The organism is Agromyces salentinus (genome assembly GCF_009749395.1).
Lineage (GTDB): Bacteria > Actinomycetota > Actinomycetes > Actinomycetales > Microbacteriaceae > Agromyces > Agromyces salentinus.
This window is the reverse complement of sequence record NZ_WBIR01000005.1, coordinates 262160-287052: the sequence shown is the minus strand read 5'-3', so window position 1 is coordinate 287052 and position 24893 is coordinate 262160. Positions and strand designations below refer to the sequence as shown.

22 protein-coding genes are annotated in these 24893 nt (G+C 72.5%); 17 read left to right on the top strand and 5 right to left on the bottom strand.

What is annotated here, in order from left to right; genetic code table 11:
- Window positions 1-55 precede the first annotated feature (55 nt).
- Window positions 56-1384 (top strand): alpha-hydroxy-acid oxidizing protein, encoded by a 1329-nt coding sequence (locus GQQ95_RS07095; protein ID WP_157426949.1) that lies wholly within the window; start codon window positions 56-58, stop codon window positions 1382-1384.
- A gap of 179 nt (window positions 1385-1563) precedes the next feature.
- On the opposite strand, the gene GQQ95_RS07090 is transcribed toward GQQ95_RS07095, so the two are convergent.
- Both GQQ95_RS07090 and GQQ95_RS07085 read right to left on the bottom strand, forming a co-directional pair.
- Window positions 1564-4122 (bottom strand): bifunctional lysylphosphatidylglycerol flippase/synthetase MprF, encoded by a 2559-nt coding sequence (locus GQQ95_RS07090; protein ID WP_157426948.1) that lies wholly within the window; start codon window positions 4120-4122, stop codon window positions 1564-1566.
- Window positions 4119-5444: an alpha/beta hydrolase gene (locus GQQ95_RS07085; protein ID WP_157426947.1), complete on the bottom strand. Its 1326-nt coding sequence runs from the start codon at window positions 5442-5444 to the stop codon at window positions 4119-4121. The genes GQQ95_RS07090 and GQQ95_RS07085 overlap by 4 nt, the downstream gene beginning before the upstream one ends.
- A gap of 167 nt (window positions 5445-5611) precedes the next feature.
- Between GQQ95_RS07085 and GQQ95_RS07080 the strand changes: the two genes are divergently transcribed.
- A complete protein-coding gene (locus GQQ95_RS07080; RefSeq protein ID WP_157426946.1) occupies window positions 5612-6997 on the top strand; it encodes a glycine--tRNA ligase in 1386 nt (461 codons plus the stop codon).
- Between the two features lie 159 nt (window positions 6998-7156).
- On the opposite strand, the gene GQQ95_RS07075 is transcribed toward GQQ95_RS07080, so the two are convergent.
- The 3 genes from GQQ95_RS07075 to GQQ95_RS07065 all read right to left on the bottom strand — a co-directional run bounded on the left by GQQ95_RS07075 (window position 7157) and on the right by GQQ95_RS07065 (window position 10134).
- Window positions 7157-7885, bottom strand: coding sequence for a GNAT family N-acetyltransferase (locus GQQ95_RS07075; protein WP_157426945.1), 729 nt, complete (start codon window positions 7883-7885; stop codon window positions 7157-7159).
- A 47-nt stretch (window positions 7886-7932) separates the two neighbouring features.
- Window positions 7933-9312, bottom strand: coding sequence for a glutamyl-tRNA reductase (locus GQQ95_RS07070; protein WP_157426944.1), 1380 nt, complete (start codon window positions 9310-9312; stop codon window positions 7933-7935).
- A gap of 72 nt (window positions 9313-9384) precedes the next feature.
- Window positions 9385-10134 (bottom strand): hypothetical protein, encoded by a 750-nt coding sequence (locus tag GQQ95_RS07065; RefSeq protein ID WP_157426943.1) that lies wholly within the window; start codon window positions 10132-10134, stop codon window positions 9385-9387.
- A gap of 380 nt (window positions 10135-10514) precedes the next feature.
- On the opposite strand from GQQ95_RS07065, the gene hemE reads away from it, so the two are divergent.
- The 15 genes from hemE to GQQ95_RS06990 all read left to right on the top strand — a co-directional run bounded on the left by hemE (window position 10515) and on the right by GQQ95_RS06990 (window position 24840).
- On the top strand, window positions 10515-11663 hold the full coding sequence (gene hemE / locus GQQ95_RS07060; RefSeq protein ID WP_157426942.1) for a uroporphyrinogen decarboxylase: 1149 nt from the start codon (window positions 10515-10517) through the stop codon (window positions 11661-11663).
- On the top strand, window positions 11660-13162 hold the full coding sequence (locus GQQ95_RS07055; RefSeq protein ID WP_157426941.1) for a protoporphyrinogen/coproporphyrinogen oxidase: 1503 nt from the start codon (window positions 11660-11662) through the stop codon (window positions 13160-13162). The genes hemE and GQQ95_RS07055 overlap by 4 nt, the downstream gene beginning before the upstream one ends.
- 112 nt (window positions 13163-13274) lie before the next feature.
- The gene (locus GQQ95_RS19435) at window positions 13275-13721 is read left to right on the top strand and encodes a hypothetical protein (RefSeq protein ID WP_212275329.1); all 447 of its coding nucleotides are present in this window, start codon (window positions 13275-13277) and stop codon (window positions 13719-13721) included.
- 12 nt (window positions 13722-13733) lie between these two features.
- Window positions 13734-14138: a phage holin family protein gene (locus GQQ95_RS07045; RefSeq protein ID WP_157426940.1), complete on the top strand. Its 405-nt coding sequence runs from the start codon at window positions 13734-13736 to the stop codon at window positions 14136-14138.
- Entirely contained in the window at window positions 14125-14433 is a 309-nt protein-coding gene (locus GQQ95_RS07040; RefSeq protein WP_157426939.1) for a DUF3618 domain-containing protein, read from the top strand. The genes GQQ95_RS07045 and GQQ95_RS07040 overlap by 14 nt, the downstream gene beginning before the upstream one ends.
- Window positions 14434-14499: 66 nt before the next feature.
- Complete coding sequence (locus tag GQQ95_RS07035) at window positions 14500-15138, top strand: GntR family transcriptional regulator (RefSeq protein ID WP_157426938.1); 639 nt, start codon at window positions 14500-14502, stop codon at window positions 15136-15138.
- A gap of 41 nt (window positions 15139-15179) precedes the next feature.
- The gene (gene hemQ / locus GQQ95_RS07030) at window positions 15180-15917 is read left to right on the top strand and encodes a hydrogen peroxide-dependent heme synthase (RefSeq protein ID WP_157426937.1); all 738 of its coding nucleotides are present in this window, start codon (window positions 15180-15182) and stop codon (window positions 15915-15917) included.
- A gap of 140 nt (window positions 15918-16057) precedes the next feature.
- Entirely contained in the window at window positions 16058-17221 is a 1164-nt protein-coding gene (locus tag GQQ95_RS07025) for a ferrochelatase (RefSeq protein ID WP_246205240.1), read from the top strand.
- Window positions 17218-18183: a hydroxymethylbilane synthase gene (gene hemC / locus GQQ95_RS07020; RefSeq protein WP_281352023.1), complete on the top strand. Its 966-nt coding sequence runs from the start codon at window positions 17218-17220 to the stop codon at window positions 18181-18183. The genes GQQ95_RS07025 and hemC overlap by 4 nt, the downstream gene beginning before the upstream one ends.
- A 32-nt stretch (window positions 18184-18215) precedes the next feature.
- Window positions 18216-18992 (top strand): uroporphyrinogen-III synthase, encoded by a 777-nt coding sequence (locus GQQ95_RS07015; protein WP_157426991.1) that lies wholly within the window; start codon window positions 18216-18218, stop codon window positions 18990-18992.
- Window positions 18993-19147: 155 nt separating this feature from the next.
- Window positions 19148-20239, top strand: coding sequence for a LacI family DNA-binding transcriptional regulator (locus GQQ95_RS07010; protein WP_157426935.1), 1092 nt, complete (start codon window positions 19148-19150; stop codon window positions 20237-20239).
- Window positions 20236-21864: an FAD-dependent oxidoreductase gene (locus GQQ95_RS07005; RefSeq protein WP_157426934.1), complete on the top strand. Its 1629-nt coding sequence runs from the start codon at window positions 20236-20238 to the stop codon at window positions 21862-21864. The genes GQQ95_RS07010 and GQQ95_RS07005 overlap by 4 nt, the downstream gene beginning before the upstream one ends.
- A 122-nt stretch (window positions 21865-21986) precedes the next feature.
- Window positions 21987-22985, top strand: a complete 999-nt coding sequence (gene hemB / locus GQQ95_RS07000; RefSeq protein WP_157426933.1) for a porphobilinogen synthase — start codon at window positions 21987-21989, stop codon at window positions 22983-22985.
- A complete protein-coding gene (gene hemL, locus GQQ95_RS06995; protein WP_157426932.1) occupies window positions 22982-24328 on the top strand; it encodes a glutamate-1-semialdehyde 2,1-aminomutase in 1347 nt (448 codons plus the stop codon). The genes hemB and hemL overlap by 4 nt, the downstream gene beginning before the upstream one ends.
- A gap of 143 nt (window positions 24329-24471) precedes the next feature.
- Window positions 24472-24840, top strand: a complete 369-nt coding sequence (locus GQQ95_RS06990) for a hypothetical protein (RefSeq protein ID WP_157426931.1) — start codon at window positions 24472-24474, stop codon at window positions 24838-24840.
- Window positions 24841-24893 lie beyond the last annotated feature (53 nt).

Genomic DNA, 24893 nt, shown 5'->3' with positions numbered 1-24893 from the left:
CGGCGGTTCGGGGCGGATACGCTGGCCGGAACCTGCGAAGCGAGGGAGCTTGAGCATGAGCGATGCCGACGATCGCGGAATCGGGCGGGCGGTCCAGTCCGAGGTGTATCGCGCCGGGCTGAGCGGCACCAGGCCGACGGTGCCGGTCGACTCGGTCGCGCTCGAGCGCGCGGCGCGCAAGGCCACCACGGCCGAGGCGTTCGCCTACCTGGCCGGCGGGGCGGGCGCCGAGGCGACCATGGCCGCGAACCGCGCCGCGTTCGATCGCTGGCGCATCTGGCCGAGGGTCCTCCGGGACGTCTCCCGGCGCGACCTGTCGATCGAGTTGCTCGGGCGTCGCCGGGCCACGCCGTTCCTGCTCTCGCCCATCGGCGTCGCGGAGCTCGCGCATCCCGAGGCCGACACCGCCGTGGGTCGTGCGGCGGCCGCCCTCGACGTGCCGTACGTGCTCTCGAACCAGGCGTCTCGGTCGATGGAGGAGGTGACCGCCGAGATGGGGGAGGCGTCCCGGTGGTTCCAGCTGTACTGGAGCTCGCACGACGAGCTCAACGAGTCGTTCGTGCGTCGCGCGGAGGCGTGCGGCTGCGAGGCGATCGTCGTCACGCTCGACACGCACCTGCTCGGTTGGCGCACGCGGGACCTGGACGCCGCGTTCCTGCCCTTCAGCCGCGGCCAGGGCATCGCCCAGTACACGAGCGACCCCGTCTTCGCCGACCTCGTGCGTGAGCGCGTCAGCCGCCTCGCGGCGGGGGGAGCGGCCGGGGGAGCGGCCGGCCCGCGGCCCCGGATCACGCCCGCGCTCCTCGTCTCGGCACTCTCGATCGCGCGCGCCGGTGCACGGAGCCCGCTCATCGACGGCGGCATCCGCGCGTCGCTCAGGTCCCCGCTGCCGCGTGCCGCGATCGAGACCTTCCTCGACGTCTTCGCCGACCCCGGCCTCACCTGGGAGGACCTCGCGAACCTCCGCGAGTGGACGAGCCTGCCGATCCTGCTGAAGGGCGTCATGCACCCCTCGGATGCCGCGCGGGCACTCGACTCCGGGGTCGACGGACTGGTCGTCTCGAACCACGGCGGACGCCAGATCGACGGCGCAGTCGCCTCCCTCGACGCATTGCCCGCCGTGCTCGAACGGGTCGGCGGCCGGGTGCCCGTGGTGCTCGACAGCGGGGTCCGTGGCGGCGCCGATGCGTTCAAGGCGCTCGCGCTCGGTGCGACGGCGGTGGGCATCGGGCGGCCCTACGCCTACGGGCTCGCGGTCGCCGGCGCCGCAGGGGTGCGTGCCGTGGTGCGCAACCACATCGCCGAGCTCGACCTCACCATGGGGCTCGCCGGCCGCAGCTCGATCGCCGAGATCGGGCGGGACTCGCTCGCCGCCGCCCCATAGGAACAGGCGATGGGGCGCGACACTCCGTCGGGGTTCCTGTCCCCGTGACGGATGCCGCGGCCGTTCCTGTTCTCGGATGAGGACAGGCGGACGGGCGGACGGGCGGACCGGCGGACGGGCGGACGGACGGGCGGACGGGCGGACGGGCGGACGGACGGACGGACCGACGGGCGGGCCGCCTACTTCGTGAGCGTCCGCACGAGCGCGACCGCCTCCTTGGGGGAGACCTCCGGCAGGTACGCCCGGCCGATCGCGAGCCCGATCGTCGGCAGCGCGAGCGGGTCGGGGTACGCCATCGAGATGGTCTCGTAGTCGGGATTGAACTTCGCCTTGAAGCGGAACAGCGATGAGAACCCGTACGCGGGTTCGAGCGTGCGGGCGAGGAACTCGAGCAGGCGCGACATGACCGTGGGGTCCGGTGCCGTCTCGCCCGGCGCCACCGGCTTCGTCGCGAGCGGCGCCCCCGAGAGGCTCAGCACCTCGGCCCCGTCGTCCTTCATGCGGAGCGCAGCCGACGCGATGAGGAACTCCATGATGCCGTTCATGCTGTCGTCGGCCCTGCGCATGAAGTCGATCGTCCAGCCGATCACCTCGCCGTCGCGGAAGACCGGCAGCCAGCTCGTCACCGCCTGCAGCCGTCCATCGGGTCCGACCGCCAGCATGAGCCGCACGTCGGGATCCTTCAGCTCCTCCATGCCGCCGAGGGTGAACCCCATCTCGGGCATCTCCTTCTCGGCGACCCATTCCTCGGAGATCGCGTTGATCTCCGCGACCGTGGCCCTCGGCAGCTCGTCCCAGCTCGCCCAGACGGTGGTCATGCCCTCCTTGACGCCCCGGTTCAGCGCCTGTCGCACCTTCTGCCACGGCTTCCCGGTGAGCTCCAGGCCCTTCGTCCGCACGATCGTCTCCTCGCCGACCGACATGTGCTGCCAGCCGAGCTCCTCGAAGATCGGCAGGTACTGCGGATGCACGCTGTAGAAGACCGGCACCCAGCTGTTCGCATCGCAGAAGGCAGCGAACTCGCGGATGACGCGGCCGGCGTCCTCGTCGCGGCAGATGGGGTCCGACAGGGTGATCGCGATGCCGTTGATGACGCGGTACGCCACGGCGGCATCCGTCTCGGACGAGGTCCAGATGACGTTGCCCGGCCACGTCGACATGAAGCCGAGGGTGCCGCCGCCGTTGCGGCGGAGCAGGGCTCGCAGGCGCGCGGCATCCGCACCGGCACCGACCCGGGCGCGGGTCATGAGCCGGATGGCCGCGATGATGAAGACCAGCCAGAAGGCGACGCCGACGCCCTGCCAGAGCACGCTCGTCAGGTCGTGGCCGGGGACCACGATCGGGTCGACCACGGCGAGGAAGTGCGGCGGCACGAAGCGCTTCAGGGTGTCGACGGCGAGGTCGGCGGGCGTCGCCGCCGGCCAGAACTCGTCGAGGGTGGCCAGGCCCACGAGGAAGTAGGCGGCCGCGAGCACCACGAACGTGCCGGTGACGATGGCGACGAATCGCCGGAACGCCTCGCGCGGGCTGCGGATCCCGAAATGGCGACGCGTCACCACCAGCATGATGATGAGCGCGATCGGCAGGGCGAGCGCCGCAACCGCCCAGACCAGCAGCTCGACGAGGTCGAAGGCCGACCAGTCGTCCTCGACGTCGTTCGCCGTGAAGGTCGCGTCGAGCGAGGTGCGTGCGAACAGCAGGATCGCCGCGTTCACGGTGATCGCGAGCCAGCGCGCGAAGCGCCGCCCGCGGTGCAGGCCCCACGAGGCGAGCAGCAGGAGCGCGACGGGCACGAACGAGAGCAGGAACATGCCGAAGCCCTGCGTGGTGAGCACGGCGAGGTCGCTGAGGCACTGGGCGCTGAGCGAGGACGCCGTGTCGCCGCATCGTGCGACGAGTTCGTCGAGCGAGACGGGCTGCTCGGCGAAGAGGTACGAGGCGAAGGCGAACGGCGTCAGCTCCGTTCCGTTCAAGAGGGCGACGACCGGACCGATCGCGGTGACGGCGATGACCGCGGCCACGAGCGTGCGGGTCTCGGCGTGCGAGCTGCGTCGGACCGAGAGCTTGGACGCGTCCCCGGCGAGCAGCGCGCCGAGGAGGTATCCGGCGACGGCCGCGATCAGGCGGTACACGTTCGAGGAGTCGCCGTCGTAGAGCACGAACGTGAGGATGGCCGCGAGGGTCACCAGGCGGATGCGGCGCCGCCACAGGGCGCCCATGAACGAGGTCGAGGCGATGAGCGCCCCGACGATGCCCGCGAGCGGGTCCAGCGTGAGGTCGGCGGCGGTGCCGGTCGCCCACCACTCGCCGACCTCGCCGCCGAACCACTGCAGCCAGGCTCCGAGCGCGGTGCCGATGAGACCCGTCACCGTGAACGCCACGATGGCGCGCCACGTGCCCATGCGGCGTTCGGCGACGCCGAGGAGCAGGAGTGCCGCCAGCACGCCGAACACGAGCTGGAACGGATCCTGCGGAATGGCGATGGAGGTGCCGACGGTCCACCACTGGGCGCCCTCGAAGGTGCTGATGACCCCGGCGGCCCAGAACTCGAGCGTGTCCTCTCCGGCGGGTCCGAACATCGTGCCGGTCAGCGCCGCCGTGACGACCAGGAGGACGGCGACGACGATGCTGAACGGGATGCGCCGCACGAATCCGGCGATCAGCTCGCCCGTCGAGCGCAGCCGGCCCTTCGGCTCGACGTCGTCCGCCGGACGCGAGTCGGTCGTGGCTCCGGTCATCGGCCCTCCTCCGCCGTCGCCGGTGCGGCGAGCCCGAGCCGCGGATACAGGAGCGTGAAGCCCTCCTCGAGCCCCCCGACCAGGCCGCTCACGCCGTGGTCGCCGCCTGGCACCTCGTAGTAGGTGATGTTCATGCCGGCCGCGCGCGCGGCATCCGCCAGGCGTTCGGTGCCGGGTGCGAACTCGCGGTCGGCCTCGCCGACGGCGAAGATCGCCGTCGAGTCGGCGTACGGCGCCTTGGCGGCCATGATCGCCTCGGGCTTCACCGCGTCGTACGCCGCCTGGTCCCCGCCGAAGACCGAGGCGAGCACGTCTGCTGCATGCTCGACGCCCGCGTACTCCGTCGGGGCGATCGCGAGGATGTTGCCGAACGTCTCGGGGTACTTCGCGCCGAAGTACGCCGCGCAGCCGCCGCCGTTCGAATAGCCGGCCACCGTCGTGAACTGCGGCCCCTGGAGCACGTTCAGGTGCAGCTTCGCCCACGGCACGACGTCCTGCATGACGTAGGTCTCGGCCTTGCCGAGATCCGTGTCGAGGCAGAGCGGGTCGACCGTGGGGTCGCTCAGTTGGTCGACGACGATCGCGATCGGCGCGAGGCCGTCGTGGTCGGCGGCGTGCTTGTCGAGCACCTCGGCGATCCAGCTCGCGTCGGGGTCGCCGGGCTGGCCCATCATCATGATCACGAGTGGGAGCCGCGGAGGGTTCTCAACGAGGGCGGCCGGCGGAAGGTAGTACTCCGCCGCGCGGGCCGGGAAACCGGAGGCGGTGTTCGGCACGGGCGGGTCCGGCGTGCCGACCTCGCCCGTGTCGGGCATGCCCTCGGGCGCCGTCCAGGTCGTGTACAGCGGCTCGGCCGGATCGGGCGGCGGCGGATCGATGTTCGGATCGCGGATGTCCCCCTTCTGCGCCGTCGAGACGCCGAGCAGGTTGGCCACGGTGCGGTCGATGCCGTAGGCGGCGTTGATGCCGAGCACCGCCGTGAGCACGAAGACCGGGATCGAGAGGAGCGCGATGAGCTTGCGCCACCACCGGGAGCGCCAGAGGTTCCAGATCGCGAGCAGGCTGGCCGCGAACGCGCCCGGCACCCACAGCCAGACCTGCTCGACGACCGGGCCGCCGAAGAGATCGAGGATGTACACGGCGAACCAGAGCACGCCGCCGCCGATCATGGCGCCGACGAGCAGCACGACGATCGCCGTCAGCACCCAGCGAGCGGATGCCTCGCGCCCGAGGAGGTAGACGAAGAGCACGGCCGCGATCACGTAGACGGTGGTGAGCGCGGGGCCGTCGACGATCACCAGGTCGAGCACTGCATCCGGCATGCGTCCCCCTGCCCCCGCCCGACGATGGCCACAGCGTACCGCCCGGCGGCTCCGGTCAGCCGGAGCGACGGACCCCGAGCGGATGTCGCGGCCGACGGGCCACCGTAGGATGGTGGCACCGTTTCTTCCGGGCCGATCGGCCCGAACTCTCGACCATTGGAGCCACCGTGGCCGCTGCCAGCCGTCTCGAATCCGTCATCGCCCTCGCTCAGCACCGGGGCTTCGTCTTCCAGGCGGGCGAGATCTACGGTGGATCCCGCTCCGCATGGGACTACGGCCCCCTCGGCGTCGAGCTCAAGGAGAACATCAAGCGCCAGTGGTGGCGCTACATGGTGCAGAGCCGCGACGACGTCGTCGGCCTGGACTCGAGCGTCATCCTGCCGAAGGCCGTGTGGGAGGCATCCGGGCACGTCGACGTCTTCACCGACCCGCTCATCGAGTGCCTCCACTGCCACAAGCGGTACCGCGAGGACCACCTGATCGAGGCCTACGAGGCGAAGAAGGGCCGGGCTCCCGAGAACGGCCTCGCCGACATCGTCTGCACGAACTGCGGCACCCGTGGCCAGTGGACCGAGCCCCGCGCGTTCTCGGGCCTCCTGAAGACCTATCTCGGCGTGCTCGACGACGAGTCGGGGCTGCACTACCTGCGCCCCGAGACCGCGCAGGGCATCTTCGTGAACTTCGCGAACGTGCTGCAGGCCGCGCGCATGAAGCCGCCGTTCGGCATCGGCCAGATCGGCAAGAGCTTCCGCAACGAGATCACGCCGGGCAACTTCATCTTCCGCACCCGCGAGTTCGAGCAGATGGAGATGGAGTTCTTCGTCGAGCCGGGCACCGACGAGGAGTGGTTCGAGTACTGGCTCGACCAGCGCTGGAACTGGTACGTCGACCTCGGCATCGATCCCGAGAACATCCGCCGCTTCGAGCACGCGCCCGAGAAGCTGTCGCACTACTCCAAGCGCACCGTGGACATCGAGTACCGCTTCGGGTTCACGGGCGGCGAGTGGGGCGAGCTCGAGGGCGTCGCCAACCGCACCGACTTCGACCTGTCGACCCACACGAAGCACTCCGGCAAGGACCTCTCGTTCTTCGACCAGTCCAAGAACGAGCGCTGGACCCCCTACGTCATCGAGCCGGCGGCCGGTCTGACGCGCTCGCTCATGGCGTTCCTCGTCGACGCGTACCACGTCGAGGAGGTGCCGAACGCGAAGGGCGGCGTCGACAGCCGCACCGTCCTGCGCCTCGACCCGCGCCTCGCACCGGTGAAGGTGGCCGTGCTGCCCCTCTCGCGCAACGAGAAGCTCTCGCCCCTCGCCCGCGAGGTCGCCGCGAACCTGCGCAAGAACTGGAACGTCGACTTCGACGACGCCGGCGCCATCGGCCGCCGCTATCGCCGCCAGGACGAGATCGGCACGCCGTTCGCCATCACGGTCGACTTCGACTCGCTCGACGACGATGCCGTGACCGTGCGCGAGCGCGACACCATGGCGCAGGAGCGCGTGCCGCTCTCCGAGCTGCAGGCCTACCTCGGCGCTCGCCTCGTCGGAGCCTGAGGGCCCCCGAGCCGTCCTGCCCTGAGGAACTCCCGGCGCATGCCGTCTGGGAGTTCCTCAGGTGTGGATGAACCTGTGGATAACCGGCGAGGCCGGTGTCAGCGCGGCTCGCCACGACGCGGCGACTGAGCGCGCGGAGCCCCCCGCTCGCCGCGTCGGCTACCGAGCAGGCGTCGCCCGCCGAGCCGCCCACTCGCGTCGGAGGATCCCGTACATCGCGGTGTCCTGCCACTCGCCGTCGTTGTACTCCTCCTCGAGGATCGTCGCCTCGCGCCGCATGCCGAGCCGCTCGCAGAGTCCGGCGGATGCCGCGTTGCGGGCGTCGAGCAGCGCGTGGACGCGGTGCGCGCGCAGGGTGCCGAACGCCACCTCCATGACCGCGGACGCCGCCTCGTAGGCGAATCCCCGCCCCTGGAAGTCGGGGTGCATGACCCACCCGATCTCGAGCTGGCCGTGCTCCACCCGGTCGGCGCGCAGCATCACGTCGCCGATGACGCGCCAGCCGGCGGCATCCGCACCCGTCGCATCCGCCCCGCCCGTCGCACGCGTCGGGCCCGCGGTCCGTGCCGCCCTCTCGGCCGGCGTGACGCGCGGCTCGCCGATGAGGTGGATCGCGAAGATGATCGCGTCGCCGTCGTGCTCGAGCCGATGCAGCCCGGCGCGCTTCGCGGTGTGCTCGAGGCCCTCGGCGTACGTGCGCTCGGGCCAGGGGATGTAGCGCAGCACCTCCGGCAGGCGCTGGTACTCCCACACGTCGTCGGCGTCGGATGCCTCGAGCGGTCGCAGGTCCAGGCGATCGGTCGTGATCGGGGCGAATGGGGGATCGACGAGGTCGAACGGCAGGGCGAGCTGCGGTGGCCCGTCGAAGCGGGGCGTCGCGTCGGTCATGCTTCGACGCTATCGCGGCCGGGCGACACGACGCTCCGGGTGAGTCGTCAGCCGGCCGAGCGCGCCGGGCCCGACGCCTCGTCGGCATCGGCGGATGCTGCACCGGAACCGATCGATCCGGCGGCTTCGGCGGCAGGCGCGATGCCGAAGATGGCCTCGAGGCCGTCGATCCAGGACTGCTGGTCGCCGGAGCGGGCGAGTTCGCGCGAGCGCACCATCGGGGTGTGCAGGAGGACTCCCGCCATGTGGCGCAGCGCCGCCTCGGTGCGACCGTCGTCGTCGCCGCGCGAGGCGGCGCGCGCGATCTCGGCGTCGAGGATGTCGAAGACGTGCTTCCGCAGGGCGACGACGGCCGGCGCGAGCCGCTGCTCTTCGCCGGAGTCGCCGAACGCGCGGGCATCGCGCATGACGATGGCGCGGGCGGAGTCGGTGGCCGCGAACTCCTCGAGGGGCGCGTGGACCTTGATGGTCTCGAGGTCGAGCAGTTCGACGCCGGCCACCTCGAGCACGTCGGGGGCGACATTGCGCGGAAGGCCGAGGTCGATCACGAGCTGGCGGCGGTCGACCTGCGCCGGTTCGGCCACGAGCCCGATCGTGGGCAGGGCGGCCGCGGCGGCGAGCGACTCGCGCCCCGACAGCAGCAGGCCGCGGTCGACGACCTGACGGTCGGCGGTGGTGCACGTGACGATGAGGTCGACGGATGCCGCGACGCGGGCGTAGTCGTCGGTCGAGACGGCCTCGATGCCGTGGCCCGCGGCGAACTTGCCGGCACGACCCGAGGGCGAGTACACGACGACGTCGGTGACGCCCCGGTCGCGGAGGGCGGCCAGCGAGGCGCCCGCGAAGCGGCCGGTGCCCACGAGGAGCACGCTGGCCTGCGCCCAGTCGGTGACGCGACTCTCGGCGAGGTCGAGGGCGAGGCGCACGAGCGAGCGGCCCTCGCCGCCGAGCTCGGTCTCGTTCTTGACGCGCCGCGAGGTCTGCGACGCCCGCTGGAAGAGCCGCTCGAGCTCGGGGGTCGTCGTGCCCTCGGTGCGGGCGCGGTCGAGCGAGCGGCGGACCTGGCCGGCGATCTCGCCCTCGCCGACGACGACGGACTCGAGACCGGATGCGACCGAGAAGAGGTGGGCGGCGACGGCGTTGCCGTGCACGAAGCCGAAGGTCTGGCGGAGTTCGGCCGCGTCGAGCCCGGCGACCGTGCCGACGGCGCGGACCGCCTCGTGCACGACCTCGACCGGCGACGAGCCGTCGGCGGCGTCGAGGTCGAGGTACGCCTCGAAGCGGTTGCAGGTGGCGACGACCACGGCGCCCTTCACGGCGTCATGGCCTTCGAGGATGCGCGGTGCCGCTTGGTTCGCGTTCGCCGAAAGACGCTCGAGCATGTCGAACCCGGCGTTCTTGTGACTCGCGGAGAAGCAGATGAGCACGGAGAGATTCTACCCGCCGTCAGCTGGTCGCCTGATCAGCGTTGGCACTGAGGGTGCACGGCGGCATCGCGACTACCGGGCTGCGAGTGCGAGGGCTCGCGCCTCGGCGTCCTCGCGGGCCATCGCGGCCGTGATCACGGGGATCGGCGCGGTCAGCGGCGGCACCTCGAGGCCCTCGGCCGCGAGGGCCGTGCGGTGCTTGGCCTTCCAGTCGCGGACGACGGCGAAGAACGCGGCATCCGACATCGCGTACCGACCCGGCCGTTCCGAGGCGAGCACGACGGGCACCTCGACGCTGTTCTTGTGGCGCCGCACCCGCAGCACGAGCACGGCGAGCACCTGGGTGCCCGCGACCATCGCGTCGGCCCGGATGTTGCGGACCTCGCGCCAGGGGTAGCTGTCGACGCGTCGGGGCCTCCGGCCGCCGTCCCAGAGGGTGATGCCGGCCTCGTCGGCCACGATCGAGTAGCGGCGACCGAGACGGAGCGGCTTCGCGCCCTCGCGCCGGAGCTCGTTCATCCGCTGCACCATCGGGCCGGTGCGGATGGCGCACACGACGTCGTCGCCATGCCTGCGGGCGAGGGCGGCACGCCTGGCGCGGACCCTGGCACCGCGAGCGAGCAGGGCGAGGCACCAGATGCCGACGGCGAGCAGGCAGAGCATCGCAACCCCGGACGCGCTGGCGCTGGAGGGCACCGCCGGCAGGCGCGCCACGAGGCCGTCGATGATCGGGGACCCGGCGATGAGCGCCGCCACCACGAGGGCGGCGGCGATGCCGACGAGCACGGTGGGGGCCGTGCTGCGCCGCGAATCGTCGCTCATCGCCGGGCTCCGCTCGCGTCGGGGCGGGGTGCGGCTGAACGCCTGCACGGTTCGGAGAGCCCTGCTTCGAACGAACGCGAGCGCGCGGCACCATGGCCGTCGATCGCGCGGTCGGACATCGGCGAGGGGGACAGTGGGGGACACACGAACCGGGACATGTCGTCAACTTCTCCGGGGGGACGGAGGCACGCCGCCTGCGGCGCGTCGTCGTGCGAGGGGGGCGCACAACGAGTCCGACCTTAGACCCTCGGCGTGCTCGCCGACAAGCGCCCGCCCGCTGCGCGCCCACGCAAGAGCAGCGCGCGGTGGGCGCCGTGCTCGCGTGCGCACGGCGCCCACGGCGCCCACCGCGGCGGCCCCTCCCAGCCCGATGCGGGACAATGGCTCGCGTGATCCTCTCTCCGCAGCATCCCCTCTCCGCCGGCCTCACGGGTGACTCGCGCCTGGTGCGTGCATATAGAGGAGAGCGCGCCGACACGACGCCGGTCTGGTTCATGCGGCAGGCCGGCCGGTCGCTGCCCGAGTACCGCGAGCTGCGGGTCGGCACCCGCATGCTCGACGCCTGCCTCGACCCGGCGATGGCGAGCGAGATCACGCTGCAGCCCGTGCGACGCCACGGGGTGGACGCGGGCATCTTCTTCAGCGACATCGTCGTGCCGCTGAAGCTCGTCGGCGTCGACGTCGAGATCCAGCCCGGTCGCGGCCCGGTCTTCGGCCGGGGCTATGCGGATGCCGCGGGCGTGGCCGAGCTGACCGCCATCGATCCCGCGCGCCTCGACGAGGCGTCCGCGCCGATCGCCGAGGCGGTCGCGCTCACGATCGCCGAGCTGAACCGCACCGACAACGGATCGGGCACCGCGACGCCGCTCATCGGCTTCGCCGGGGCACCCTTCACGCTCGCCGCCTACCTGGCCGAGGGCGGTCCCTCGAAGGACCACCTCGCCGCCCGCACGCTCATGCACGCCGACCCGGGGGCGTGGCGCGCGCTCATGGACTGGACCGCCGAGCTCACCGGGCGGTTCCTGCGCGCGCAGGTCCTCGCCGGGGCATCCGCCGCACAGCTCTTCGACTCGTGGGCCGGGGCGCTCTCGCTCGCCGACTACGAGACGCACGTCGCGCCCGCCTCGGCGAACGCCCTGAGCCACGTGCACGGCCTCGAGTACGAGACGACCGATTCCGCCGGCTCGCCCGTCACGCGCGCCGTCCCGGTCGTGCACTTCGGGGTCGGCACGGGCGAGCTGCTCGGCGCCATGCACGGCATCGGCGTCGATGCGGTCGGCGTCGACTACCGCGTGCCGCTCGACGTGGCCGCCGCGCGCATCGGCGCGGGCGTGCCGCTGCAGGGCAACCTCGATCCCGCGCTCCTCGCCGCACCGCTGCCGGCGCTCGAGTCCGCCGTGCGCGAGGTGCTGCGCCGCGGCACCGCCGCTCCGGCGCACGTGTTCAACCTCGGCCACGGCGTGCCGCCCGAGACCGACCCGGCGGTGCTCACCCGCGTCGTCGAACTCGTGCACGAGGCGGGCGCATGACCGACCGGGTCTCCGAGCATCGCGAGGCCGACGTCGTCGTGGTCGGCGGCGGCGTGGCCGGCCTCGTCGCCGCGCTCGAATGCGCCAAGATCGGGCTCCGCGTCCTCGTGCTCGAGCGCCGCGAGGCGCCCGGCGGATGCGTCGGACGCATCGAGCTCGCCGGCCTCACGCTGGATTCGGGCGCCGAGTCCTTCGCCACGCGCGGGGGAGCGGTCGCCGAGCTCCTCGGCGACCTCGGCCTCGCCGACGCGATCGAGCAGCCGAATCCCGCGGGCGCCTGGCTGGTCTGGCCCGCCGCGCGGGGCAAGGGCGGCCGCGACGGCGGCGGAGCCCCCGGCCTCGACGCCGCGCCGCTCCCGCGCACCGGCGTGCTCGGGATCCCGGCGAATCCGCTCGGCGACGACGTGCGCCGCATCATCGGGTGGAGCGGGGCGTCGCGCGCCTACCTCGACCGTCTCAAGCCGATCCTCAAGATCGGTCGCGCGCACAGCCTCGGCAGGCTCGTCCGCGATCGCATGGGCGAGCTCGTGCTCGACCGGCTGGTGGCGCCCATCTCGTCCGGGGTCTACTCGACGAACCCCGACGACCTCGACCTCGACGTCGTCGCCCCCGGCCTGAACGAGGCGATGACCCGCACGGGCTCGCTCTCGGGCGGGGTCGGCCAGCTCCTCGAGGAGCGCAAGGCCGGCGGGGCCGTCCAGGGGCTCGACGGCGGCATGCATCGGGTCGTCGACGCGCTCCTCGCCCAGCTCGAGCGCTTCGGCGCCGAGGTGGTGACGGATGCCGCGGTCGGGTCGCTCGTGCGTGCCGACGGCGATGGTGGCGACGCCGGATGGCGCGCGTCGGCATCGCATGGCGATGCCGACCTGATCGTCGACGCCAGGTTCGCGATCGTCGCCGCTCCCGCCGACGCGGCGCGGGCGCTGCTGGCCGATGCCGTCGACGGCTGGGCCGAGGTCGAGGGCGGCCCGCCCGCGGCCTCCGTCGAGATCGTGACGCTCGTGCTCGACGCGCCCCCGCTCGACGCCGCGCCGCGTGGAACCGGCGTGCTCGTGGCCACCGGGACCCCAGGCGTCGCGGCCAAGGCGCTCACCCACTCGACCGCGAAGTGGCCCTGGCTCGCGCGCCGCACCGACGGTCGGCACGTGGTGCGCCTGTCCTACGGGCGCGCGGGCGAGCAGAACCCGCTCGACGGCCTCGACGAGGCCGAGGTCCGTGCGCGGGCGATCGCCGACGCATCCGCCCTGCTGGGGGTCGACCTCGGCGACGACGCGGTGCTCGCGCTCGGCCGAGCGAGCTGGCGCGACGCGTTGTCGCAGGCGACCATCGGCCAGCGCGACCGCGTCCGGGCGCTCGAGACGGCCGTGGCGGCCGAGCCCGGCCTCGAGGTCACGGGCTCCTGGGTCGCCGGCACCGGCCTCGCATCGGTCGTGCCGCACGCGGTCGAGGCGGCCGCGCGCATCAGGCACCTCGCCGTGAACCCGGCCGCCGACGCATAGCCGGAACGGCATACTTTCCCGCGCAACCCGGCGCAACCCCCTTGCGCGAAGGGTCACGGGGTCTACGCTGGAATGACGTCGCGCATCCGCGCAGTGGGGAAATGGGGTGCACATGAAGGGCAAGGTCCTCTTCGTCGTCGGTCTCGGCGTCGGCTACGTGCTCGGCACGCGTGCCGGCCGCGAGCGGTACGAGCAGATCAAGGGTGCGGCCGAGAGCGTGTGGAACACGCCCACGGTGCAGAACGGCGTCGCCACCGCCAAGGACTTCGCCATGGCGAGGGTCGGCGATGTCAGCGACACGGTGCTCGACAACGTGAAGTCGCTCATCGGCAAGGCCACCAAGGGCTCGGGCGCCACGAAGTCCGACGTCCGGTCGGCCTCGAACTCGGCCAAGTCGAGCGTCTCGAAGGCCGCGGATGCCGCGCGCGAAGCCATCGACGACGCGGCGGCCAAGCTCGACGAGGCCATCGACGACGCATCCGCCGTCGCCTCGAAGTCGGCCGCTTCGTCGAAGCCGGTCGCCTCGACCAAGCCGCGCACGACGAAGCCCGGTTCCTGAGGCGGGGAGACCATGGCTGCCACCTCGAACGACGACCGATCGCTGTTCCAGCTGATCGGCGAGCTCCCCGACACCGTCTCGACGCTGATCAAGGCCGAGATCGACCAGATCAAGGCCGAGATCTCCTACAAGATCAAGCACTTCGGCATCGGGTCCGGACTGTTCGCGGCGGCGGCGGTGGTCGCCGTGTTCCTGCTCTTCACGCTCATCACCGCGGCGATCTTCGCGCTCGCGCTCGTCATGCCCGCCTGGGCCGCGGCGCTGACCGTGTCCGGCGTCCTCGTGCTGATCATCGCCGTCCTGGTCTGGATCGGCATCACGAACTTCAAGCGCGGCAGCCAGCCGCTCGAGTCCGTCGAGAGCCTGAAGGCCGACCTCGACGCGCTGAAGGGAACCGGTGACTATGACCGCCACTGACGTCTCGCGCACCTCCGACCGCAGCTCCAAGGAGCGCGAGCGCAACCTCACGCGCGTGCAGGCCCGCGTCGCCTCCGAGCGTGCCCGCGCAGACTTCGCCGAGACGCTCAACGCGCTCGAGGAGAAGCTCAACCTCCCCAAGCAGGCCAGGCGCAAGGCGGTCGAGGTCAAGGCGAAGCTGCGCCGCCTCGCCGACGAGCAGCCCGCCACCGTGCTCGGCGTCGCGGCGGGCGCCGTCGCGGTCGTCGGGGTCACCGTGTGGCTCATCGTCCGCGCGGCGGCATCCGACGACTGATCCGGTTCGTCGCGCCGGGCGTGTGACCCACGCGTCGTCGCCGGCGAGCACCGGGGTCGATCCTCGATGAGCGAGCAGGATGCCGCGCCGAACGCCACCGCCGTCCAGCGGGTGGCCGATGCGGTGCGCGACGAGATCCTCAGCGGCGCGCTCGCGGCCGACGAGCCGCTGCGCGAGGAGGCCACGGCCGCCCGGTTCGGCGTCTCGCGACACACGGTGCGGGCTGCGTTCCAGCGACTGGCCGCCGACCGGCTCGCGGTGGCGGCCCCCTACCGCGGGGTCCGCGTCGCCCGGTTCGACCGCGACACCATCATCGCGCTGCAGCAGTACCGTGCCGCACTCGAGGTCGAAGCGGTCCGCATCGCCCACGAACGCCACGGCGACGCATGGCCGGCCGAGGTGCTCGCCCCGGTGCTGGACGCACTGGACCGGCTCGGGGCATCCGACGACTGGCTCGAGACCGAGCGGGTGCACCTCGAGCTGCACCGGGCCCTCGTCGCGGCCTCCGAGAGCCCCCGGATCATCGAGGCGCACGCCGCGATCGGCGCCGAGATGCTGCTCTTCCTCCTGCACGTGCGCCCGCACTACACGCTCGACGGACTCGCCGAGGAGCATCGTGCGCTCGTCGAGGACGTGCAGTCGAGGGGGGCCGATGCGATCCGCGAACACCTCGAGCATTCGACCTCGCTCCTCGTGCACGACTGAACACTTTTGGCCGTTGAGCGGGAAAGGGGGAGACTAGGAACATGTCTTCCCCCGCTGCCGAAGCGGCAGCCGACGCGCTCCAGACCGAATCCGACGCCGAGCAGTCCCCCGTGGGGTACACGGTGTTCGCAGTGCTCCGCCGCGACCCCGCCCGCCCCGACGACCTCGACGGCCACGATGTCCCACGCTTCGTCGACGAACTCGACGGCATCATCTCCCTCGTCGAGGACGAGGGCGTGACCCTGCGCGGCATCTACGACGTCTCCGGCCTGCGGGCCGATGCCGACGTGATGCTGTGGCTGCACGGCGACACCGCCGAGGGCCTGCAGTGGGCACTGCGCGAACTGCGTCGCGCACGACTCCTGCGCTCGCTGCTGCCGACGTGGAACGCCATGGGCGTGCACCGCGACGCCGAGTTCAACAAGGCGCACGTGCCCGGCTTCCTCCGCGGCATCGAGCCCAAGGACTGGCTCACGATCTACCCGTTCGTGCGCAGCTACGACTGGTACCTGCTCGACCCGGGCGAGCGGGGCCGCATGCTGGCCGAGCACGGCCGCAAGGGCGCCGCGTTCCGCGGGGTCGTCGCGAACACCGTGTCGGCGTTCGCGCTCGGCGACTACGAGTGGCTCCTCCCCATGGAGGCCGACGAGCTCACCGACCTCGTCGACATGATGCGCGAGCTGCGCGCAACCGACGCCCGCCGTCACGTGCGCGACGAGCTGCCGTTCTACACCGGCCGCCGGATCTCGACCGCCGAACTCGTGGAGGTGCTCCAGTAATGGCCGCCGTGAACCTCGGATCGACCGGCGCCGACGGCGCGGCCGCGGGCGAGAGCACCGGGGCGGATGCCGCGGGCACGACGCCGCGCGGCCGCAAGCCCTCGCCCGCGGCATCCGCACCGTGCGTGGCGGGCGCCATCGTGCCCGGCGCGACGCCGGCCGCGCAGGGCGGTGCCCCGCACGTGACCGAGCCCGTCGCGTACGACGCGATCCTGCTCGCCGGGTTCGGCGGGCCCGAAGGCCAGGACGACGTCATCCCGTTCCTCCGGAACGTGACGAGCGGTCGCGGCATCCCCGACGAGCGCCTCGAGGAGGTGGCCCACCACTACCGCCACTTCGGCGGCACCAGCCCGATCAACGAGCAGAACCGGCAGCTGAAGGCCGCACTGGAGCGGGAGCTCGCGACCCGCGGCGTCGACCTGCCCGTGCTGTGGGGCAACCGCAACTGGGACCCGTACCTCAACGACGCGCTCGACGAGGCGAAGGCGGCCGGCTTCACCAAGCTCATCGCGATCGCGACGAGCGCCTACAGCTCGTACTCGAGCTGCCGCCAGTACCGCGAGGACTTCGCCGACGCCCTCGCCGACACTGGCACCGGTGAGGGTTCGCACGCGATCCAGATCGACAAGGTCCGCCAGTTCTTCGACCACCCCGGCTTCGTCGCCCCCTTCATCGAGGGCGTGCGCGACGGCATCGCCGAGCTCCTGGCGGCGACGCCCGGCCTCGACCCGACGACCGAGGTCGAGGTGCTCTTCGCGACGCACTCGATCCCGTCGACCGACGCCGCCAAGTCCGGCCCGGCCGAGCGCGGGTTCGGCGAGGGCGGCGCCTACGCGGCCCAGCACCTCGCGGTGGCCGAGGTCGTCATGCGCGAAGCGGGGGCATCCGACGTCCCGTGGCAGCTCGTGTACCAGTCCCGCAGCGGCCCGCCCTCGATGCCGTGGCTCGAGCCCGACATCAACGACGCCATCGCCGAGCTGCCGGCAGCCGGCCGCAAGGCGATCGTGATCGTGCCGCTCGGGTTCGTCAGCGACCACATGGAGGTGCTCTGGGACCTCGACAACGAGGCGCTCGAGAGCGCCGAGGAGCATGGCCTGGCCGCCGTTCGCGTGCCGACCCCCGGCACGCACCCCGCCTATGTCGCCGGTCTCGTCGACCTCGTGCTCGAGCGCGTCAACGGCACCCCGCTCGCGGAGCGGCCCGCGATGACCGAACTCGGCCCCTGGTACGACGTCTGCCGACCGGGCTGCTGCGAGAACGTGCGCCTCGGCTTCCGCCCGGCGCTGTCCGGGATCGCGCCGTGAGCGGGGGCGGCTCCGTCATCCGCGTCGGCACGCGCGCGAGCGCGCTGGCCATGGCGCAGACCCGGCAGATCGCCGAGCGCATCGCCGTCGCCGCCAAGGCCGAGATCGAGCTGGTCCCGGTGACGACCGAGGGCGACGTCTCGCGGGCCTCGCTCGCCTCGCTCGGCGGCACGGGCGTCTTCGTCACCGCGCTGCGCGAAGCGCTCCTCGAGGGCCGGTGCGATCTCGTCGTGCACTCCATGAAGGACCTGCCCACGGCCGACCACGAGGGTCTCCGTCTCGGCGCGGTGCCCAAGCGCGCCGACGCCCGTGACGCGCTCTGCGCCCGCGACGGCCTCACCCTGCAAACGCTTCCGGCCGGAGCCCGCGTCGGCACGGGGTCGCCGCGCCGCATCGCGCAACTGCATGCCGTGCGCCCCGACCTCGAGGTGCTCGACATCCGCGGCAACATCGACACCAGGCTCGGCAAGGTCGAGTCGGGCGACCTCGACGCGGTGATGCTCGCCGCCGCGGGGCTCGGACGCCTCGGCCGTTCCGACGCCGTGACCGACCTGCTCCCGCTCGAGGACTGGCCCACCGCCGCAGCCCAGGGCGCCCTCGCGATCGAGGTGCGACGTGGGCGCGGCGACCACTCGCTCGAGCAGGCGCTCGAAGCCGTCGACCACCGCTCGAGCCGGGCCGCGGCGCTCGCCGAGCGGCTCGTGCTCGCCGGGCTCGAGGCCGGTTGCGCGGCCCCGGTGGGCGTCACCGCCTTCCTCGACGACGAACTTCTGTTCCTCAGTGCGAGCGTGTACAGTGCCGACGGGACGCGGCGCATCACCAGTTCGCACGCCGCGACCCCCGAGAGCCGCTCGGCCGCCGACCTGGCGGATGCGGCTCGTGATGTCGCCGATCGCGCCGTCGCAGAACTCCTCGGCAACGGTGCCGCTGAACTCGCTGCTGCCACTGAGGAGACCTCGTGACCGAATACGAACCCGTCACCGGGCCCATCGGGCTGCCGTCACGTGCCGGCAAGCCCCTGAGCGGATGGCGCGTGCTCGTGCCCCGTGGCGGTCCCTGGGGCGACGGCGTCGCGGGGGCGCTGCGCGCCCGCGGAGCCACCCCGATCATCGCCCCGCTCATCAACTTCGCACCGACCGACGACCAGCCCGCCCTCGAGGCGGCGCTCGCACGGCTCGCCGCCGGGGCGTTCGACTGGCTGACCGTCACGAGCGCCACCACGGTCGACGTGCTCTCGTCCTACAACGCCGTGATCCCGGAGACCACGAGGGTCGCCGCCGTCGGTGAGACGACCGCGGCCGCCCTCGTGGCCGCCGGATACCACGCGGACATCGTGCCCTCCGAGGACAACTCGGCCAGGGGCCTCCTCGAGGAGTGGGAGGCCGCGACGGACGGCGCCCAGGGGCTCCGCGTGCTCGCGCTGCGCTCGGCCATCGCCAAGCAGGTCCTCTCCATCGGCCTCGCCGAGGCCGGCCACACGGTCGAGGGGGTCGTCGCCTACCGCACGGTCGGCGTTCCGGTGGCGCAGAAGGTCATCGACGACGTGCGCTCCGGCCGCGTCAACGCGATCCTCGTGACCTCGGGCAGCGTCGCCGAGCAGGTGCAGGAGCAGCTCGGCCCGATCCCCGAGTCGATCCTCGTCGCGGCCATCGGCCCGCAGACGCAGCGCGACGCCGCGGAGCTCGGCCTCCGGGTCGACGTCGTGGCCCGCGAACGCAGTGCGGAGTCGCTCATCGACGCCGTCGTCGGCGCCGCGATCGCCCACGCCTGACGGCCGCCCACCTCCGCTCGACAGACTGATCGGGCCGACCAGTCGTGTGTACGTGTTCGGCGTCTTCGACGAACCCATTGCTAATCCGCATTAGCGTCCTCTAGAGTCGCTGCTAATGCGGATTAGCACCGCAGGACGCGACCCCAAGGATCTCGATGTCGACTTCCCAGACACCCCCGCGACGCATCACGCAGCGACGCATCGCCGCGCTCGCGGGCGTGAGCCAGGCGACCGTCTCGCTCGTGCTCAACGACAAGGCCGACGGCGACGCTCGCATCCCCGAGGAGACCCGGGAGCGCGTGTTGAAGGTGCTCCGTGAGACCGGGTACGTGGCCGATCCGGCCGCCCGCCGCCTGGCCGGGGTCGGCAACAAGATCCTCGGCGTCTTCACCTACGAGCCGGCGTTCCCGACCGAGAGCCGGGACTTCTACGCGCCGCTGCTCAGCGGCATCGAGCAGGCTGCCGAGAACCTCGGTTGCGACCTCCTGCTGTTCACGAGCGCCCCGGTCGTGAACGGCACCCGCCGCCTGCTGCACGAGCACAACCGGCTGCGCCTCGCCGACGGATGCCTCCTGCTCGGCGTCGAGATGGACCACGCCGAACTCGAGCGCCTCGTCGCCGACGGCTTCCCGTTCGTCGCCATCGGCCGCCGCGACGTCGACGGCGTGCCGTACGTGGCGATCGACTACACGAGCGGCACCGCCCGTCTCGTGGGGGAGGCCTGGGAGCTCGGCCACCGACGCTTCGCCTACCTGCACGTCGACAGCCGCGGCGAGTCCGTGTTCGACCGGCGCGCGGGCGTGCTCGACGAACTCGCACGCCGCGGCGGCGATGCCGCCCTCGCCGAACTCGTCGCCATCCCGTCCCTCGGCGACGACCTCGAACGCGACTGGGCCGCCATCCGCTCCTCCGGCGCGACCGTGGTCGTCGTCGAGACCGCCGAGTGGGCCGAGCGCCTGCACGCGTTCGCCGTGCGCGACGGCGTCGACGTCCCGGCCGAGCTCGGCATGATCGTGCTCGCCGAGCCCGGTCGTGGGGGCAGCCGCGTCGAGTTCACCCGGCTCAGCCCGCCGCGCACCGAGCTCGCGGCCGCGGCGACCAGTCTCCTCGCCCGCATGCTCGACCCCGACGATCGGGTCGAGCAGGGCGAGCTCCGCCAGACCCTGCCCTGCCCGACGCTCGCGGGCGCCACGCTCGTCGCGCCCGCGGCATCCGGGACCCGGTCCACCCCCGAAGGCTCCGCATGACCACTCGAACCAGCCCGGCCGAACTCCGCGCCGAGGTCCTCATCGCCGGCGGCGGCCTGGGCGGGGTCGCCGCCGCGCTCGGGGTGCTCGAGGCCGGCCGCACGGTCGTGCTCACCGAGGAGTACCGCTGGCTCGGCGGGCAACTCACGAGCCAGGCCGTGCCCATGGACGAGCACACCTGGGTCGAGTCGTTCGGCACCACCGCCCGCTACCGCGCATTGCGCGACGGCATCCGCGACTACTACCGCCGCAACTACCCGCTCACGGAGGCCGCGCGCACCGACCCGCACCTGAACCCGGGGGCCGGACTCGTGGGCCGCGTCTGCGCCGAACCCCTCGTCGGCGTCGCCGTCATCGAGGAGATGCTCGCGCCGTACCGGGCGACCGGCCGGCTCACGATCCTGCAGCCGGCGGTGCCGACCGCGGCATCCGTCGACCGCGACCGCGTCGAGGCCGTCACCTTCCGCAGTCTCGACGACGGCCGGGAGACGATCGTCGTCGCCGACTACGTCATCGACGCCACCGAACTCGGTGACCTGCTGCCCCTCACGGGTGCCGAGTACGTCACCGGATTCGAGTCCAGGCGAGACACGGGCGAGCCGAGCGCCCCCGACGAGGCCCAACCGGAGAACCAGCAGGCCTTCAGCTGGTGCTTCGTCGTCGACCACGTCGACGGCGACCACACGATCGACCGACCGGCCGAGTACGACGCCTGGCGCACCGCGCAGCCCGACTACTGGGGCGCGCCGATGATCTCGCTCACGGGCCCCGACCCGCGTTCGCTCGAGATCACCACCCGCACGTTCACGCCGAATGCCGGCATCGACGCCGAACGCGTCGCCGATCAGCGGGAGGATGCGGGCGATCGCGAGCTCTGGACCTTCCGACGCATCATCGCCCGGCACAACTTCGAGCCCGGCACGTACCCGAGCGACGTCGTGCTCGTGAACTGGCCCATGATCGACCACATCGGCGGCACGATCATCGACGTGCCCGAGGCGGTGCGCGCGGAGCGCCAGGCATCCGCACGTCAGCAGTCGCTCTCGATGCTGTACTGGCTGCAGACGGAGGCGCCGAGGCCCGACGGCGGCACCGGGTTCACCGGGCTGCGCCTGCGGTCCGACCTCACGCAGGGGCCCGACGGGCTGGCGATGGCGCCCTACATCCGGGAGTCGCGTCGCATCCTCGCCGAGACCACGGTCACCGAGCTCGACCTCTCCATCGCCGCGACCGGCGAGACCGGGCCCGCCACGTTCGACGACTCCGTCGGCGTCGGCATGTACCGCATCGACCTGCACCCCAGCACCGGTGGCGACAACTACCTCGACCTGCCGTCGCGCCCCTTCGAGATCCCCCTCGGAGCCCTGATCCCCCGCCGATTGGAGAACCTCCTGCCCGCGGGCAAGAACGTCGGTACCACCCACATCACCAACGGCGCCTTCCGGCTGCACCCGGTGGAGTGGAACATCGGCGAAGCAGCCGGCCGCCTCGCGGCCTTCTGCCTCGATCGCGCGTCCCGCCCGCGAGCGATCCGCACCAGTCCGGAACTCCTCGCGGAGTTCCAAGCCCTGCTCACGAAGAGGGGCGCCGAGCTGCATTGGCCGGCCGGCGTCTCCGGATACTAGGAGGGATGACGAGATCAGCACAGGCGCTGACGGGGGCCGGTCTGGCTGCCGCGACACGGTGCCTCGGCATCCGGGGGCCGGCTCTCAGGGGCGACGAGGTCGCCGCGACGTAGGCTTGTGCGGTGACTTCCACGCCTGCCCCCCGCATCCGCCCGCGGCGTCTCCGCGAGACGCCGGCGCTCCGCCGCCTGGCGTCCGAGACCCGGCTCGACCCGGCCGAGCTCGTGCTTCCCATGTTCGTGCGCGAGGGCGCGAGCGCCCCGCTGCCGATCGCGTCCATGCCGGGTGTCGTGCAGCACACGCTCGACAGCCTCCCTGCGGCGATCGACGCCGCCGCGTCCGTCGGCCTCGGCGGCGTCATGCTCTTCGGCGTGCCCGAGCAGCGCGACGCGCGCGGGTCGGGTGCGACCGACCCAGAGGGCATCCTCAACGTGGCCACGCGCGTCGCGGTCGAGGCATCCGCCGGCCGGCTCGTGGTGCAGACCGACCTGTGCCTCGACGAGTTCACCGACCACGGCCACTGCGGCGTGCTCGACGGGCGCGGCCGTGTCGACAACGACGCCACGCTCGAGCGGTACACGGCGATGGCACTGGAGCAGTCGCGTGCGGGTTCCCAGCTGCTGGGCCTCTCGGGCATGATGGACGGCCAGGTCGCCGCGGTCCGCGAAGCCCTCGACGACGGCGGTCATCAGGACGTCGTGCTCATGGCCTACTCGGCGAAGTACGCGTCGGCGTTCTACGGCCCGTTCCGCGACGCCGTCGAGTCCACGCTCGAGGGCGACCGCCGCTCGTACCAGCTCGACCCCGGCAACCGGCGTGAGGGGTTGCGCGAGGCGATGCTCGACATCGAGGAGGGCGCCGACATCGTCATGGTCAAGCCCGCCGGCAGCTACCTCGACGTGCTCGCCGACGTCGCCGCGGCATCCGACGTGCCCGTCTGGGCCTACCAGGTGTCGGGGGAGTACGCGATGATCGAGGCAGCGGCCGCCCACGGCTGGATCGACCGCAAGCGGGCGGTGATCGAGTCTGTGCGCGGCATCCGCCGTGCCGGCGCCGACGCCGTGCTCACGTACTGGGCCGTCGAACTGGCCGACTGGATCCGCAAGGGAGACGTCGCATGAACGCCCGCCACTCCGGCGCCGACGCCCCGTCGAGCAACGCCGAGCTCTTCGCCCGTGCGCAGGCCGCGATCCCGGGCGGGGTCAACTCGCCCGTGCGGGCCTTCCGCTCGGTGGGCGGCACCCCGCGCTTCCTTGTGAGCGCGCGCGGCGCGTACGTCACCGACGTCGAGGGCCGCGAGTACGTCGACCTCGTCGCCGGGTGGGGGCCCGCGATCCTCGGCCACGCCGACCCGCGCGTCGTCCAGGCGGTGACGGATGCCGCGGCCCGCGGCCTCTCGTTCGGCTCGTCCACGCCCGCGGAGACCGAGCTCGCCGAGCTCGTCGAGGCCCGCGTCGCGCCGGTCGAGAAGCTGCGGCTGGTCTCCACCGGCACCGAGGCGACGATGAGCGCCATCCGCCTCGCCCGCGGCTTCACCGGCCGCGACGTGCTCGTGAAGTTCGCCGGGCACTACCACGGCCACTCCGACGGCCTGCTCGCCGAGGCGGGCTCCGGGCTCGCGACCTTCGCGCTGCCCGGCTCGGCCGGCGTGCCCGCCGACATCGCGGCGCTCACGCTCGTGCTGCCCTACAACGACCTCGATGCCGTGCGCGCGGCGTTCGCCGAGCACGGCGACCGCATCGCCGCCGTCATCGTCGAGGCCGCCTCCGCGAACATGGGCGTCGTGCCGCCGCTGCCCGGCTTCAACGCGGCGCTCGTCGAGCTCGCGCACGCGAACGGCTCCCTCGTCATCAGCGACGAGGTGCTCACGGGCTTCCGCGTGTCCGAGGCCGGCTGGTGGGGCCTCGAGTCCGGCACCGAGCACGCGTACACGCCCGACCTGCTGACCTTCGGCAAGGTCATCGGCGGCGGCATGCCCGTCGCAGCACTCGGCGGTCGCGCCGACATCATGGACCAGCTCGCCCCGCTCGGCCCCGTCTACCAGGCCGGCACGCTCTCGGGCAATCCGGTCGCCGTCGCCGCGGGCATCGCGACGCTCCGGGCGGCGGACGCCGCGGTCTACGCGCACCTCGACGAGGCGGCGGCGACGATCAGCGAGGCGGTCTCGACGGCGCTCGCCGTCGAGGGCGTCGCGCACGGCGTGCAGCGGGCGGGCAACCTCTTCAGCTTCGTGTTCGGCGAGGAGGTCGCCGGCGGCGTGCACGACTACGCGGGCGTGCAGCGCCAGGAGTCGTGGCGCTACGCGCCCTTCTTCCACGCGATGCTCGACGCGGGCGTCTCGCTTCCGCCGTCGGTGTTCGAGGCGTGGTTCGTCACGGCCGCGCACGACGAGGCGGCGATCGGTCGCATCGTGGATGCGCTTCCGGCCGCCGCCCGCGCCGCGGCATCCGCTCGTCCCGCCTGAGCCGGCGCGACCGGTGCCCCGGCGCCGACCCGAAGCGTCGGTAACCGGGCATCACGGTTACGGCTCGATAACGGTATCGAACCGTTTCCCCGTTGTGGGGCGTCGGCTGTCCTCATGTCGGACGACTCGGGCAGGATGGGACCATGGCTCAGCTACGCGTGCACACCGACCGGATCGAGGTCCTCCTCACCCCGGCCGAGAAGGCACTCGCGCTGCGCGCCGACGACATCGTGGTGCAGCGCGACGACATCAGGTCCGCGACGATCACCGACGATCCGTGGGTGTGGATCCGCGGCATCCGCACCAAGGGCACCGAGCTGCCGCTCGTGGTGGCCGTCGGCGCGTGGAAGTACCACGGCGGCCTCGACTTCGTGATCGTCAAGGGCAAGCGCCAGGCCGTCGTGCTCGAGCTCGCGGGCGGCGAGTTCGCGCGCATCATCCTGAGCACCAACCACGCGGCCGCGCTCATCGACCGGCTGAAGCTCGGCGAGACGCCCTTCGACGCCGAGTAGCAAACCGGCCGAAGCCCGCTCGGCCGCTGCCGTCCGATTCGGTGGGTTCCGAG

Bases quoted from the DNA above. Each gene is read 5' to 3' on its own strand.
- GQQ95_RS07095 (WP_157426949.1), top strand. From the start codon at position 56: ATGAGCGATGCCGACGATCGCGGAATCGGGCGGGCGGTCCAGTCCGAG.
- GQQ95_RS07090 (WP_157426948.1), bottom strand. From the start codon at position 4,122: ATGACCGGAGCCACGACCGACTCGCGTCCGGCGGACGACGTCGAGCCG.
- GQQ95_RS07085 (WP_157426947.1), bottom strand. From the start codon at position 5,444: ATGCCGGATGCAGTGCTCGACCTGGTGATCGTCGACGGCCCCGCGCTC.
- GQQ95_RS07075 (WP_157426945.1), bottom strand. From the start codon at position 7,885: ATGACCGACGCGACGCCCCGCTTCGACGGGCCACCGCAGCTCGCCCTG.
- GQQ95_RS07065 (WP_157426943.1), bottom strand. From the start codon at position 10,134: ATGAGCGACGATTCGCGGCGCAGCACGGCCCCCACCGTGCTCGTCGGC.
- hemE (WP_157426942.1), top strand. From the start codon at position 10,515: ATGGCTCGCGTGATCCTCTCTCCGCAGCATCCCCTCTCCGCCGGCCTC.
- GQQ95_RS07055 (WP_157426941.1), top strand. From the start codon at position 11,660: ATGACCGACCGGGTCTCCGAGCATCGCGAGGCCGACGTCGTCGTGGTC.
- GQQ95_RS19435 (WP_212275329.1), top strand. From the start codon at position 13,275: ATGAAGGGCAAGGTCCTCTTCGTCGTCGGTCTCGGCGTCGGCTACGTG.
- GQQ95_RS07045 (WP_157426940.1), top strand. From the start codon at position 13,734: ATGGCTGCCACCTCGAACGACGACCGATCGCTGTTCCAGCTGATCGGC.
- GQQ95_RS07040 (WP_157426939.1), top strand. From the start codon at position 14,125: ATGACCGCCACTGACGTCTCGCGCACCTCCGACCGCAGCTCCAAGGAG.
- GQQ95_RS07035 (WP_157426938.1), top strand. From the start codon at position 14,500: ATGAGCGAGCAGGATGCCGCGCCGAACGCCACCGCCGTCCAGCGGGTG.
- hemQ (WP_157426937.1), top strand. From the start codon at position 15,180: ATGTCTTCCCCCGCTGCCGAAGCGGCAGCCGACGCGCTCCAGACCGAA.
- GQQ95_RS07010 (WP_157426935.1), top strand. From the start codon at position 19,148: ATGTCGACTTCCCAGACACCCCCGCGACGCATCACGCAGCGACGCATC.
- GQQ95_RS07005 (WP_157426934.1), top strand. From the start codon at position 20,236: ATGACCACTCGAACCAGCCCGGCCGAACTCCGCGCCGAGGTCCTCATC.
- hemL (WP_157426932.1), top strand. From the start codon at position 22,982: ATGAACGCCCGCCACTCCGGCGCCGACGCCCCGTCGAGCAACGCCGAG.
- GQQ95_RS06990 (WP_157426931.1), top strand. From the start codon at position 24,472: ATGGCTCAGCTACGCGTGCACACCGACCGGATCGAGGTCCTCCTCACC.